This is a genomic window from Chitinophaga sp. (assembly GCF_039596155.1).
Taxonomy (GTDB): domain Bacteria; phylum Bacteroidota; class Bacteroidia; order Chitinophagales; family Chitinophagaceae; genus Chitinophaga.
Genome location: NZ_JBCNKF010000011.1, coordinates 1 through 13,197, shown reverse-complemented (window position 1 = coordinate 13,197; position 13,197 = coordinate 1). Strand labels below are relative to the sequence as shown.

The following is a 13,197-nucleotide window of genomic DNA, read 5'->3' as shown; positions in this document are numbered from 1 at the left end:
AACTCACGAAAGATTTGTATACGCCTTTTTAAAACTTTTTTTTCAGCGCCCCCTGGACCAGAGGATAAGCAGAAAGGTAAACACGCCACCATGCTCGTTCAGGAGCTTTTTGAGGGTATGAAAGGCGGCGTAAAAATGTTTTTTGACGGTGACTACAGCTATGCCATATTTATCGGCAATTTCTTCAAAACTCAGTCCTTCCTGTGTACGAAGCAGGAAAATTTCTTTTTTCTGGGGGTCAAGGGTATCGATTGCCCGGGTAGCAATGTCGTGGTATTCCTTATAGACGAGCTGCTGATCTCCCCCGATGATGGCCTCATCCTGCTGGCGGGTGATGGCATCGATGGCTTTCAGGTGCACCTTTTTACGTCTTAAGTGGTCAAAAAGCAGGTTTTTGGCTACGCGGAAGGCAAAGTCTTCGAATGAACGGACCAGTAGTAGTTTCTCTTTGGTTTTCCAGATCCGGAGGAAGGTTTCCTGCAGGATCTCTTCAGTTTCATCCCTATCCTGGGTAATAAACGTGATAGCTACCTGCAAACGCGGGTAATGATGGGTATATAAATAACCATATGCCAGCTGATTACCGTCTGCCGCTTCACGCACCCATGTTATGATCTGATCCGTCAAATGAAATAAGAAGAAATTATTGTGCAAGATACGGCTAAAAAGCATGTTGAGGTAACGAAATCCTATTCAAGATTAACTGAGAGGTGGAAGTAACCCGGGGATATTACGGGGATAACCCGCAGATATCCCGCCTTTTTATAGATGCGGGATATGGGCGGGTTATAAGCGGGTTATCTGCGGGATATAGGCGGGATATCTCCGAAGAAGGGTCTGGTCCGGTCTAGTCCTGCTATAGGTTTACACTATGATTAATTAGCCCTGTTTGATGGTTAAAATGCAGGTCTGGGCTTAATATAGGTGTGCAAGCTGGTTAATTAGCCCTATTTGATAGTTACAATGCAGGTCTGGGCCTGACATATGTGTGCAAGCTGGTTAATTAGTCCTGTTTGATGGTTACAATGCTGGTCTGAGCCTGATAGGTGTACATGTTGGTTAATTAGCCCTGTTTGATGGTTACAATGCTGGTCTGGGCTTAATATAGGTGTGCAAGCTGGTTAATTAGTCCTGTTTGATGGTTACAATGCTGGTCTGGGCCTAATATAGGAGTGCAAGCTGGTTAATTAGTCCTGTTTGAAGTTTACAATGCTGGTCCGGGCCTAATATAGGTGTACACGTTGCGCACGGGCCAATCCATCCAGGTGTGCACTTTTCGTTAACTTGCAGCCATGAATCAACAACCTGAACTTAGAACCGTTAGCGTAACAAGGTATATCACGCCGCTTCGGGAAGGTGGCTCTTTACCGGCCATTGCCGAAGCCGATGATGGCTTTTTATATGTACTGAAATTCCGGGGGGCCGGCCAGGGTATCAAAGCCCTGATCGCCGAACTGATAGGAGGAGAAATAGCCCGTACACTGGGATTTAAAATGCCCGAGATCGTATTTGCCACCCTGGACAGCGCGTTCGGTCGTACCGAACCCGACGAAGAAATTCAGGACCTGCTCAAGGCCAGTGTTGGCCTGAACCTGGGTGTTCATTACCTGTCCGGCTCTGTCACCTACGATCCCGTAGTGACCCGGATAGACCCTGAACTGGCTTCCCGTATCGTGTGGATGGACTGCCTGCTCACCAATGTAGACCGTACCCCCCGCAATACCAATATGTTGATGTGGCACAGGGAACTATGGCTCATAGACCATGGTGCTTCTCTCTATTTCCACCACAACTGGAGTAACTGGGAAGCATCTGCCCAAAAACCTTTTGTTCAGGTAAAAGACCATGTGCTACTGCCCCAGGCCAGTAAAATTGCTGAAGCAGATGCGCAATTGCGCCCCCTCCTTTCTGCTGAAAAGATCCGGGGAATCGTCAACCTGATTCCTGACGACTGGTTACAGGAATGGCCTTCCGGCGAATCTCCGGATGGGGTCAGGGAAGTTTACTATCAATTCTTAACTACACGCCTCGCCGCGTCTGAAATATTTGTAAAAGAAGCACAACATGCAAGAGAAGCACTTATATGAGTATGCTGTCATTCGCGTAGTTCCCAATGTGGTACGCGAAGAGTTTCTCAATATAGGTGTGATCCTGTATTGTAAACAACAGCGGTACCTGCAAACCCTTTTTTCTGTAAATGAAGACAAGATCAGGGCCCTGGCACCGGAATTTGACCTGGAGGAACTGATGGCTTACCTGGTGGCATTTGAAAAGATCGCGGCGGGACAACCTGATGGCGGGCCTATTGCCAAACTGGATCTCCCCTCCCGTTTCAGATGGCTGACGGCTACAAGAAGTACGGTTATTCAATCTTCAAAGATCCATCCGGGGTTGTGCGGGGACCTGCCCGGCACCTTGCAGCGCCTGCATGCACAATTAGTTTTATAATAAAATTTTATTTACTACGTTATTATCACAGGCAGCATGAAGGCTTCTTCTGCTGCCTGTGCTGTTATCAGGCAGGGGCTCATTTATATTGTATCGGTGACGGATGGCGATAGTGGCGCTAAAGGAGGATCTCCTGTGTCTGTGCTGTTATGAGATCAGTAGCGCGTTTGTTTTATAATATGCGAATACCTGCGGCTGCCACTAACACCTGAAAACGGGTCAATACCGTTCTATCACGCTATGCCATATCTTTTATTGATCGATACTAAAACCTATCCATGAAACATTATTGTTTATGTTGCATATTGTTGCTGATGACTATCCTGTCTGTACAAGGCCAGGATACCATCCCCCCTGCACCTGTGGGCAGCACTATCTACCTGCTTAATGATGTCTGGCTCATGTCTGCCGCCGATCCATACGGCCCTATGAAATGCAATCACACTACTATCGGTACTACTGAACAATTCATCGTCGTTGATGCAGGCGACAGCACCATCGCCCTGCAAGGCAGTAATGGCCGCTATGTAACCGCTACCAGTCCTATACGCTGTAACAGTACCCTGATTGACCGCAATAGCCGTTTTAAATGGGTGGGACTAGGCACCAATACAGTAGCCCTGCAAAACCTGAAAGGGGAATATGTATTTATGGAAAGTAACCTGCTCAGCCTGAATTGTAACAGTGCAGCTATCAATACCGGGACCACGTTTACCTGGAGCGCTGTCTCCGTATCCCCGCAGGAAGAAAAAACTGAAACCGCGAACCTGAACGTGTTTCCCAATCCAGCTTCCGGCAATGTTAATATCAAATATGCCTTACCAAAGGCCGGGGAAGTATTAATTGAATTCTATAATAGCAGGGGTACCCTGGTGAAATCATTCCTTGGCGGATTGCAGGAAGGTACCACCCGGCTGAATGTAGGCATTAGCGACCTGGAATCAGGTATGTACCTCGTACGACTCACATCAAAAGGGATAAAGGAAACAAAGAAACTGATCGTTCAATGAGCAGGAATATTGCACTCACAACTGAAAGAATCAGAAAAAAGATCTGATCGTTCAATGAGCAGGAATATTGCACTCACAACTGAAAGAATCAGAAAAAAGCCCGGATCGTTCACCTGAGCAGGAATGTTGCACTCACTACTGAAAGAATCAGAAAAAAGACCGGATCGTTCACTGAGCAGGAATATTGCACTCACTACTGAAAGAATCAGAAAAAAGACCTGATCGTTCACCTGAGCAGGAATGTTGCACTCACTATCGACAGCACCAGAAGAAAGCAGCCAATCGTTCAATGAGCATATATGCCACAATTCATCACTGGCAGAATCAGAACACAAAACATCTAATCGTTCACTGAATTATCATAATTGACTCCTACACGCAATGCCTTCAGCCCACTCAACCCCTGCAGGTCCTCGAGCAACAAATACTCCAGGTCATTGCACAGGGTTTCCTTCTCCTGCAGGTATTCAATGAAAGGCAGGTAATCTTCCACATCCTTATCATCAGAATAGATCAACACAATCTTATCAGGCTGTGTCAGCCGTTCTTCTGTATCCTTAATGTGTACCTTATCAATGCGCTTCTTGATCATCTGGTAACGGATGTTGTAAGCTCCCTCCACATCAAACCGTCTCTCATCGGCCCGGAAACTGATATCTATTGTATGATTATGAACAAAAATAAGCTGTGTAGTACGCAACACCTTTGGCATGTCTGGCAACAGGGCACGTGTAATGCGTGCAATTGCTGCCATAGATGATAACTGCCAGAGCCGCAGGTTCTTGACATGAAAATGATTGAAAGGATGCTTTGGCGCGATTGACTGACCAATGTAAACATCATACTCTATCCCATCTGTCCTGAACTTCTCAAAGTAGCAGGGATACAGGGACTGCAACTGGTTTTTCTCATTCTCAAAATACTCATTCACCGCTTCATTCACCATCTGCATAGACACTTCCAGTGAATACTTTTCCCCCGTAGTACTGTTGTTGAAGGACTCCAGCACTTTCAGGTACTCATCTATCAATACCTTCGTATCAGCATGCTGCAATGCAAGATGACTGAGGAAAGGCGTTGTTTCACTTCTCAGAAAAGTATGCAATTTGTCTTCATCATTGGCATACAACTGGCCGGATGCCAGGATCTCCTGCCACTTGCAGCACTTGTAGATCATCTCTTCCAGCAGAGAGGAAGGATAACGTTCCTGGCAGGTGGCCAACGTACCTGCCAGTAAACACAGGTGTGCGTCCAGATCGGCTACAATGGCCTTGTTCCGCTCTATTGTTGAATTGCGGATATCTACGGCACCGTATAGCGGATAGACACCGTCAAAGCGGATGTTGAATTCCTTTTCAGGCAAATGCCGTTTCTTGTCATGCAGATACTGCCAGGCTACTTCATTGAACTTCCATTGCACTGCTGGCTGAATAGAAGTAAATTTTTCCTTGATGATTCCCTCTATTTCATAGTTAAACTCATCAATATAGATTTGCAATAAACGGCCTATGGCTGCCAGCGCCGGTTGTAACAATACCACGATCTTCTCATCGAAGGAAGCATCCTGCCACGTATGGATCGCGACTACCCCTACCGGTACATGGTTGTGAAACACCGGCATCAGCGCCAGGGAACGCACGCCCAGTTTACGGAAATGATCCAGGTAATCCTGCCGCTGCTGTTTCTCCGAAAAAATATCTGGTGAAAAAAAGAAAGAAGGATTAGAGAAGTACCCCCTGGCCTGCCGGCGGAATACTTCAGGAGATACACGGCCCTCCCCCCATACTTCGAATAGGATCCCCGTACCACCTTTTACATATCCGTAAACGGGTTCATTATTGACCCTCACAAACGGAAAGAGATCAAATTCAATCTCATTATTCCTCACAAGCGTTTTCAGGGATTTGATCACATACTGGTAATTCTCGCCATCATTATCCGGCGTCCGGTTCAGGCGAACCCGCTCGATATTCTCCACTGCTTTTTCGGCAGTGACGTCGGTAAGGTTAAGGATACAGATACCTCTTATTTTAAAGAGCGACAGGGGCAACATCTCCTGCAGGATATCGTACCCCTCTCCTTCGCTCATGCGCATGTAAAGTTCACTGAAATCGAGCTCCGGCAGCGGACCTTTGGCAGTGACTTCTATGTAATCCATATCGATCTTCATGGTATAGTATTGCAGTAAACCGGTGGTCACATTAATACCTGCATGTACATCCGCCTGTTGCACAGGCGCGTGGAAGTTATAGAGCTTCTGCAATATGAAGGAGTATAATAACTTGAGGCGATCGCGGTTGTAGTCGTCAATCGTTTTCGTGGTCACATAAATATCGTGGTCATCACGCCGGTTGCGCATCAGTTCATAAAACAGGGTTGTCCCGTAGAAGATAACCGGTTGGAAAGGCATGTTCATGGCCCATGCCAATTCCTTTTCGTCCGTCATGACAGGCGAAAGACAGGCATACATCTGTTCCAGTAAAGCTTCGTATTGGTGAATGTCTTCCAGCGGGATCTCTTCCTGCAGCAGGTGGTATTGCTCGTAGGTAGCCAGCACCTGTTCATACAGTGCATTCTTCACCGTCTGCTCATGATTGATCCGTTCGCGAAGGCGATTAATAAATGGTTGGAATGATATAGCGGTATCCAGCTCCATACTGGAGACCTCAATCCCCGATACATTCAGCGTTATTTTTTCCATTGCTGTTTGAAGATAGCGAAAAGCTGTATACGTATAGCAAATTTGGCACCATACATTCAATTCTTCATATCTTGCATATATGAAATCACCCATCCTTGTTTTCCTGCTCATTAGCATCTCCTGGTACAGCGTTGCCCAATCCAGAAAGGGGTATTTTCCACCCCCGGGTGGCTGGCAGGAAAAGCCGCCTGCAACTATGGGACTTGACCCGGTAAAACTCGATTCAGCCATTGCCTTTGCTATTCAGAATGAAACAAAAGCGCCCCGGGATATGGAGCTCGCCCAGGCCATTTCCTTTGGGAAAGAACCCTTCAGTGCAGGCGTAGGTCCTTTTGCAGAACGAGGGGCTCCGACGGGGATCATTGTATATAAAGGATATATCGTAGGTAAATGGGGAGACCCTGCAAGGGTGGATATGACGCATAGTGTGACCAAGAGTTTTCTGAATGCCGTTATTGGCGTAGCAGTGGATAAAGGACTCATCCGTAGTGTATATGATACGGTGGCCGCATATGTTCCACCTGTTGAAATATACGGGACGGGAGAAGTTATCTATCCTTTTGCTACGGTACATAACCGTTCGCTGACATGGGAGGTGATGCTCCGCCAGACGAGTGACTGGGAGGGTACACTCTGGGGAAAACCTGATTGGGCAGACAGACCTGAAGGGAATTACCAGGAGTGGAAAACAAGGCCCAGGCATACGCCGGGTAGCGTGTGGAAATACAATGATGTACGGGTCAATGCATTGGCACTGGCCGCAACCAGTGTATGGCGGCAACCATTGCCACAGGTATTAAAAGCACAGATCATGGATCCGATCGGGGCTTCGAATACATGGAGATGGTACGGATACAGGAATGCATGGATTGTGCTGGACGGTGCACCGGTACAGTCGGTGAGTGGTGGCGGTCATTGGGGTGGCGGTATGTTTATCAATGCATACGATATGGCAAGATTTGGGTTGCTCACTTTACACAGAGGTAACTGGAACGGACAACAGTTGCTGTCAGAGCAGTGGGTAAAACAGGCATTGACACCAACATCAGCGAATACAGGGTATGGCTATATGAACTGGTTTTTGAATACAGATAAAAAACTATTACCGGATGCGCCGGAGAAGGCCTTTGTTCACGTAGGCAATGGGAGTAACCTGATCTATGTGGACCCGGAACATGACCTGGTAGTGGTGATGAGGTGGATAGAGTACAAAGCAATGGATGAAATGGTGAAAAGAGTGTTATCTGCCCTTTAATATAGGTTGTAATACTTCAGGCTGACCATCTACCGGTTCAGTAATTTGTAAACCTAATATTTCAGCTACCAGCGGATACACATGTATATTAGCAAATGTGCCGATCTGCTGATGCTTTTTAAAAGCAGGTCCCCAGGCCATAAACACGGCATTCATGTCTGTAAGATTATTATCAAAGCCATGATGACCGATATGCTGTTTTTCCTTTTCAGGCTGTGCGAAAATATAATAAGCATCAGGTACCAGTACGATATCACCAATACGATTGTATTTATCTTCAGTACCATAATGCCATCTTGCAGGCATTTCATTTTTCCTGTAAGCCCTGAAATGCTCTTCGTGCGATTTGTAGTACGCATATGCCGCATTCACCTTCGCTGTGTCATCGCCATAATACATGACCCGCTGTCCACCCCATTGCATTTTCAGGCCCATATCTTTCAGCTGGATCAGGTGTACGGTATCAACAGCAGCCATCCCATGGTCAGATACCACGATATAGTTAACCGGCAGATGCAGCGCACTTACCGCCCTTACCATTTTACCAATACTTTCATCAACAAATTTCACCTGCTCAGCCAACTGCTCAGATGCAGGGCCATAGGTATGCCCGGCATGATCTACTTCGGGGAAGTAAAAAGTGATCAGGTGTGGTCGCTGTGCTTCAGGTAGTTTCAGCCAGTTTACGACAGACTGAATACGATCGTCGATCTTCGTTTTTTCCTGGTAATGATAGTAATAGGTAGGGCGTGTATTTTGAATAGGACTTTCCGATCCTACCCAGAAGTAGCTGGCACTTAACATGTGTTGCTTCTCAGCCATTACCCACAGCGGTGTTCCTCCATACCAGGTGCCATCCTCCACCGCATCTCTATTCTTCATATCATAGGACTGTTTACGATCGCGGTCATAAAAGCCATTGTCTACGAGCCCGTGATGCGCCGGATAGAGGCCCGTGATCAAAGTATAGTGATTCGGAAAAGTAAGACTGGGATAAGATGGCTGCATGGCCGTAGCTTTCACGCCTTCGCCAGACAGCTGCAGCAAGTTTTTTGCCTGGAACTTTTCTGCATAATCATACCGGAAGCCATCAATGGAAATCATAATGACATAAGGCTTTACTTCCTGTTCCCTGCTGTTGGTACGTCCTTGAACAATGTGTTGTGCCGTATCCTGTGCAACAGCGAAATGAGTTGACAGCGAGATCAGCATCGCCAGGGTAATGTGTTTCATACTGGTCTTGATTTCTTGAGCTGCAAATGTCGGAAGGAATCTATTAAAACGGGTATTAAATCAACGTTGTTTCTTTTATTTTGCAATCGTTTGCAAATTCCCTATTTTTAGTATGACTATACTGACTGAGAACTGCCATATTTATTTAAAAACCTGTTAAGGTCCCTCTTAGCGAACGTTTAATACGCTTATTTGACGCCCGTTATCCACCCGTTATCTGACGACCTGTAGCAACCCTTATTTAACAACTTTAAAACCACTTATTCAACAAGCTTTTCATTGCTTTTCAGCAAATTAAAAATTCCGGTAAAACCTATATCAATTTCAGTCACCCTTAAAATTAACCACATGATTCTACGATCTGCTATATTGGCGATCAGCACCTGCTGTATTGTCAATAGTTCTGTACAAGCGCAAAACAAACCTTTTCCACAGGCTGTAACCTATGCTAACTGTATCAAACCCAGTAACGTGACACAGGCGTCCATGAATGCAAGTGTTGCAAGTTATTATGATTACTGGAAAGCCAGGTATGTAAAAACATTGTCTACCCTTCCTGGTGGCTATTACATCAAAGGAGAGATCAGCGGAGACGCGGAGGGCTATACCCCGCTGGGCTCTTCCGAGGGACAGGGTTATGGCATGGTGATCACGGCACTCATGGCGGGACATGATCCAAATGCAAAAACCATCTTTGACGGGTTGTTTAAAACAGCCAGGGCCTTTCACAGTTCTGTTAATTCAAACCTGATGGGCTGGGTGGTAGCGGATGCCACCGGGGCACAGGGTCATTTCGATTCTGCCACAGATGGTGATATTGACATCGCCTATTCGCTGATCCTGGCTCATTATCAGTGGGGTAGCAATGGTACTATCAACTACCTCAATGAAGCAAAGAAGATGATCACAAACGGTATCAAAGCAGCGAATGTGACCAGTACCAATCGCCTGAACCTGGGAGACTGGGATAGCAAGAGTGCACTGAACACCAGGCCGTCTGACTGGATGTTGAGTCACCTGCGCGCGTTCTACCAGGAGACAGGGGATGCAACCTGGCTCACGCTGATCAATAACCTGTACAGCGTATACAATTCATTTACTGCCACGTATTCACCTAATACAGGCCTGATCTCCGACTTCGTAGTCAAGAATCCTCCCGAACCGGCACCTCAGAATTTTATTGATGAAGGTCCGCAAACAAATGAATACAATTACAATGCCTGTCGCGTGCCATTGAGAGTGGTAATGGATTATGCATTGTATGGTAATGCCAATGCTTATACACTGGCAAATAAAATGGCAACCTGGATTATTACGAAATCAGGCGGCAATCCTTCTAATATTAAGGATGGCTATAAATTAGATGGAACTACCAGGGGCAGTGATCCCGAAGCTGTATTTGTCGCACCCTTTGTAGCAGCATCCGTCGTAAACAGCAGCAATCAGTCTTTCCTGAACAGCGGCTGGACATTTTTAACCACCAGGAAATCCGGTTATTACAGCGATTCTTATAGTTTGCTTTGCCAGTTGTTTATTTCTGGTAACTGGTGGAAGCCACAGGCAGCGGCAAATACATGCGTGCCCGTGAGTGCAAGCGCAGATGATGGAAATGTACCGGGAAATGTGCTGGATGGAAGTTTCGATACCAGGTGGTCTGCCTCTGGAGACGGCCAGTATTTACAGTTCTGCCTGGATGCAGTGACGACTGTGACGGGTGCTGACATTGCGTTTTACCAGGGAAATACGCGGGTGGCGACTTTTGATATCCTGACCAGTACAACGGGCAATACCTGGACGACCGCGGCTGCCGGATTGAAGAGTAGTGGCACCTCACTGGCATTGGAGCATTTCTCAGTTGCACCCGCAAGTGCGAAATATGTTCGGATTGTAGGGCATGGCAATAGTGTAAATGCGTGGAATAGTATTACTGAAGTACAAATTAAGAAAAGCAGTAACAGTAAAATGCAGATGGCTGTTTCAGATGACGTTTCCGGCAAGGCGGCTGTTGTGCATGCTTATCCCAACCCATTCTCGCAGGACATGACCGTTCAGTTTACGCTGCAGGATGCGGGGCAGACTTCACTGGTTGTATATGCAATGGATGGACACCAGGTGCGTGTGCTGTCAAACGAAATATTAAATGCCGGGCAACATACACGTACTTTTAATGCCACTAATATCCCGGCAGGTGTGTATTTACTAAAGCTGGTGCATAACGGGAAAATGATCAATAAGAAAATCATTAAAAACTAAGAGAGAACCAGGCTGCTGCACCGGACAGCCGCCTGGTTCAGCCTGCAAACAGGGAAGCACCCTCTTGACAGAGGGTGCTTTTGTTTTTAAACAGGGGACAATTCTAACGTCTTTCCAGTACGCTTTCCAGGCGCTCCATGACCTTTGTATTATTTTCTATCACTCCCTGCATTTTTTCACGATCATCATTGAGATACTGCGCGAGGCGGTCTTCCAGTTTGATCTGGCGCTTCCACAATATCCACGCGATGCCGATGAGTACAATTACAGAGAAGGCCTGGTCTCCAAGCCGCTGGAAGAGGACGTTTCCGGGGTTAACATCAATCATTTCATTTAATAGTAACATCTGAGGTTAACAATTTAGGGTTTAAACGGATAGGTGCTTCTTTATGTATTTTCCAATGCTTCTTTCATGTGTGTTGCAAGCGATAACAATACAAAGGAACCACTTTTCTGTACGCTGAAAAAATCGTGAAATAATGTTTATGCTTTAATTGTCTGTTCAGATTTTATATTTTGTATAATCATTGATGAATTGCATTTTTGCGCGATTGATCGGGGCGGTACTTACCTGGATTATTCACTCAGAAAAAGCTGCCGACATACAATTAAAAAGTATGTTCAGGGTGAACAAAAAACAAATCCATCAACATTTAAAAAAGCCCGTATCAATTAAGATACGGGCTTTTTTTTAAGGGTTAACAATCACTGACATTACCAGGTCAGCCATGGATAAAGCAACCGCAATTGCTTCAGGTCGGGTTGTTCTCTTTTCATAATCTGTTCAAGGCGCTCGCTATTGCATTGCATGCGGTAAATAATATTACTGTTCTTAATGTAGAACTCCTTGGATAATTCCTCGATAGCGGAATCGTACCTTTTTTGCTGTAGCTTGATGTAATAATAATACCGGTGCAGCAGGCATTCGTCTCTCAGGGCGATCATATCGGCGGAGCGACCTTTGCGCACTGTTTTGGTGACAGGGTTTTCGATGAAATGATTGAAAAGAGTGTGTTGTCCTCGCATATCTTTAATTCTTTTGTTTGTGATTGATTGATTCGCCCTGCTGCATGGATGCCGGGTACCAGGTTATTTTGTTCAATATCAAAGTTACCCTTTCACTTACTATTGATTCTGCGTAGTGCCCCCTATGTGGATAAAGTTATCCACATATTTCAGCATCGAATTAACTATTGAAAAACAATCACTTGTACATTAAAAATGGTGCGGACACTGCACCTTATTCATGCTTGCGCTGGTGGGTATTGTAATGCCTATACTCAGTTCGTGGGAACCTCGCTGATAACGTGAAATGCCGTTGGTAGAAAAGTCGTAAGAATAGCCTATTCTGAAGTTGTCAGAGGCATATACCTCCATCATCAGGCTGAAGGCATTATTAGGGTCTAAATTGGGTGGTAAACTCGTATTACCGGGGTAATTGAACCCGGTACGGTAAGAAGCGCCGATCCACAATGTCTCCTGCAGTAAAACAAAGACATTCACATCGACATTCACGGGGCCTTTAAAATCGCCCTTTACCATAATTGAAGGTTTCAGCTGCACATCCTGGTTCAATGGAAATATGGTACCGGCAGAAAGGTACATGTGTCTTGATTTGCGCAAAGTAGAATACAGCAAACCATTCCCTAAAAATATCTTCCCGCTGGTATAGGCAGAAAACAGGTTCAATACAGAAAGACCTACAAAGGAAGTGGCGGAGTTGTAATAAACGCCTACCCTTGCATCGGGTACAAGTGTCGTCTGACGTCCCAGTATCACTTCGGGGTCATCGGCATCTACGTATTTACGATTGCTCCCATCCACGCTATAATTTGTAACGCCCACGCCTAATCCTACTGCCAACCGTTTTTCCTCCTCCCATCCCATGGGAATACGGTATGAATAATTTACAAATAACGCTGTTGAGGATTGCGGACCCAGTTTTTCGAAAGCAGCTAAAACTCCCCATCCCACTCTTCCATCCGAGTAATCAGTGAGCCCATCTGCAGAAATGGTACCGGTGACCGGTGCTCCCGGAAATCCTGCCCACTGCTGCCTGTAGCTGCTGTGAAGGTATAGTTGTTCTTTGTATCCTGCGTATGCAGGATTTACACTCAGCCCGTTAAAAACGTACTGACTGAACTGTACTTCCTGTTGTGCATGCGCACGCAGGAAGTACAGGATGAAAAATGATATGGTAAAAATTCTTTTAATCATTTTGCTTATCTCGTAATCAACTCAACATAACCTTTGTATATCGCGGCGATGCAGGAACTGATGGTTCATGTCCATCAGGT

11 protein-coding genes are annotated in these 13,197 nt (G+C 45.9%); 5 read left to right on the top strand and 6 right to left on the bottom strand.

The genetic code is table 11. From position 1 onward, the window contains the following. Window positions 1-42: 42 nt before the first annotated feature. Complete coding sequence (locus ABDW33_RS12640; RefSeq protein ID WP_343690431.1) at window positions 43-627, bottom strand: RNA polymerase sigma factor; 585 nt, start codon at window positions 625-627, stop codon at window positions 43-45. 665 nt (window positions 628-1,292) lie between these two features. Here ABDW33_RS12640 and ABDW33_RS12635 point away from each other — a divergent pair. From ABDW33_RS12635 to ABDW33_RS12625, 3 genes are all read left to right on the top strand, one after another. Continuing rightward, complete coding sequence (locus tag ABDW33_RS12635; RefSeq protein ID WP_343690430.1) at window positions 1,293-2,087, top strand: HipA family kinase; 795 nt, start codon at window positions 1,293-1,295, stop codon at window positions 2,085-2,087. After that, window positions 2,065-2,448 carry a DUF3037 domain-containing protein gene (locus ABDW33_RS12630; protein WP_343690429.1) on the top strand — a complete coding sequence of 128 codons (384 nt, stop codon included), beginning with the start codon at window positions 2,065-2,067 and terminating at the stop codon, window positions 2,446-2,448. The genes ABDW33_RS12635 and ABDW33_RS12630 overlap by 23 nt, the downstream gene beginning before the upstream one ends. Window positions 2,449-2,726: 278 nt before the next feature. Continuing rightward, complete coding sequence (locus ABDW33_RS12625) at window positions 2,727-3,458, top strand: T9SS type A sorting domain-containing protein (protein ID WP_343690428.1); 732 nt, start codon at window positions 2,727-2,729, stop codon at window positions 3,456-3,458. 340 nt (window positions 3,459-3,798) lie between these two features. On the opposite strand, the gene ABDW33_RS12620 is transcribed toward ABDW33_RS12625, so the two are convergent. Continuing rightward, window positions 3,799-6,159 (bottom strand): GAF domain-containing protein, encoded by a 2,361-nt coding sequence (locus ABDW33_RS12620; RefSeq protein ID WP_343690427.1) that lies wholly within the window; start codon window positions 6,157-6,159, stop codon window positions 3,799-3,801. A 79-nt stretch (window positions 6,160-6,238) separates the two neighbouring features. On the opposite strand from ABDW33_RS12620, the gene ABDW33_RS12615 reads away from it, so the two are divergent. After that, the gene (locus tag ABDW33_RS12615; protein ID WP_343690426.1) at window positions 6,239-7,414 is read left to right on the top strand and encodes a serine hydrolase; all 1,176 of its coding nucleotides are present in this window, start codon (window positions 6,239-6,241) and stop codon (window positions 7,412-7,414) included. On the opposite strand, the gene ABDW33_RS12610 is transcribed toward ABDW33_RS12615, so the two are convergent. Continuing rightward, complete coding sequence (locus ABDW33_RS12610) at window positions 7,400-8,647, bottom strand: ectonucleotide pyrophosphatase/phosphodiesterase (RefSeq protein ID WP_343690425.1); 1,248 nt, start codon at window positions 8,645-8,647, stop codon at window positions 7,400-7,402. The genes ABDW33_RS12615 and ABDW33_RS12610 overlap by 15 nt on opposite strands. A 348-nt stretch (window positions 8,648-8,995) precedes the next feature. Here ABDW33_RS12610 and ABDW33_RS12605 point away from each other — a divergent pair, with 348 nt between their 5' ends. Continuing rightward, on the top strand, window positions 8,996-10,900 hold the full coding sequence (locus tag ABDW33_RS12605; RefSeq protein ID WP_343690424.1) for a glycosyl hydrolase family 8: 1,905 nt from the start codon (window positions 8,996-8,998) through the stop codon (window positions 10,898-10,900). Between the two features lie 103 nt (window positions 10,901-11,003). On the opposite strand, the gene ABDW33_RS12600 is transcribed toward ABDW33_RS12605, so the two are convergent. The 3 genes from ABDW33_RS12600 to ABDW33_RS12590 form a co-directional block, all read right to left on the bottom strand. Next, window positions 11,004-11,246: a hypothetical protein gene (locus ABDW33_RS12600; RefSeq protein WP_343690423.1), complete on the bottom strand. Its 243-nt coding sequence runs from the start codon at window positions 11,244-11,246 to the stop codon at window positions 11,004-11,006. A gap of 368 nt (window positions 11,247-11,614) precedes the next feature. After that, on the bottom strand, window positions 11,615-11,926 hold the full coding sequence (locus ABDW33_RS12595) for a transposase (protein ID WP_183288263.1): 312 nt from the start codon (window positions 11,924-11,926) through the stop codon (window positions 11,615-11,617). Between the two features lie 189 nt (window positions 11,927-12,115). After that, a complete protein-coding gene (locus ABDW33_RS12590; protein ID WP_343690422.1) occupies window positions 12,116-13,117 on the bottom strand; it encodes a type IX secretion system membrane protein PorP/SprF in 1,002 nt (333 codons plus the stop codon). Between the last annotated feature and the right edge of the window lie 80 nt (window positions 13,118-13,197).

Excerpts from the sequence above, each read along its gene's own strand:
- ABDW33_RS12615 (WP_343690426.1), top strand. The coding sequence starts at position 6,239 with ATGAAATCACCCATCCTTGTTTTCCTGCTCATTAGCATCTCCTGGTAC.
- ABDW33_RS12610 (WP_343690425.1), bottom strand. The coding sequence starts at position 8,647 with ATGAAACACATTACCCTGGCGATGCTGATCTCGCTGTCAACTCATTTC.
- ABDW33_RS12600 (WP_343690423.1), bottom strand. The coding sequence starts at position 11,246 with ATGTTACTATTAAATGAAATGATTGATGTTAACCCCGGAAACGTCCTC.
- ABDW33_RS12605 (WP_343690424.1), top strand. The coding sequence starts at position 8,996 with ATGATTCTACGATCTGCTATATTGGCGATCAGCACCTGCTGTATTGTC.
- ABDW33_RS12625 (WP_343690428.1), top strand. The coding sequence starts at position 2,727 with ATGAAACATTATTGTTTATGTTGCATATTGTTGCTGATGACTATCCTG.
- ABDW33_RS12630 (WP_343690429.1), top strand. The coding sequence starts at position 2,065 with ATGCAAGAGAAGCACTTATATGAGTATGCTGTCATTCGCGTAGTTCCC.
- ABDW33_RS12620 (WP_343690427.1), bottom strand. The coding sequence starts at position 6,159 with ATGGAAAAAATAACGCTGAATGTATCGGGGATTGAGGTCTCCAGTATG.
- ABDW33_RS12590 (WP_343690422.1), bottom strand. The coding sequence starts at position 13,117 with ATGATTAAAAGAATTTTTACCATATCATTTTTCATCCTGTACTTCCTG.
- ABDW33_RS12595 (WP_183288263.1), bottom strand. The coding sequence starts at position 11,926 with ATGCGAGGACAACACACTCTTTTCAATCATTTCATCGAAAACCCTGTC.
- ABDW33_RS12635 (WP_343690430.1), top strand. The coding sequence starts at position 1,293 with ATGAATCAACAACCTGAACTTAGAACCGTTAGCGTAACAAGGTATATC.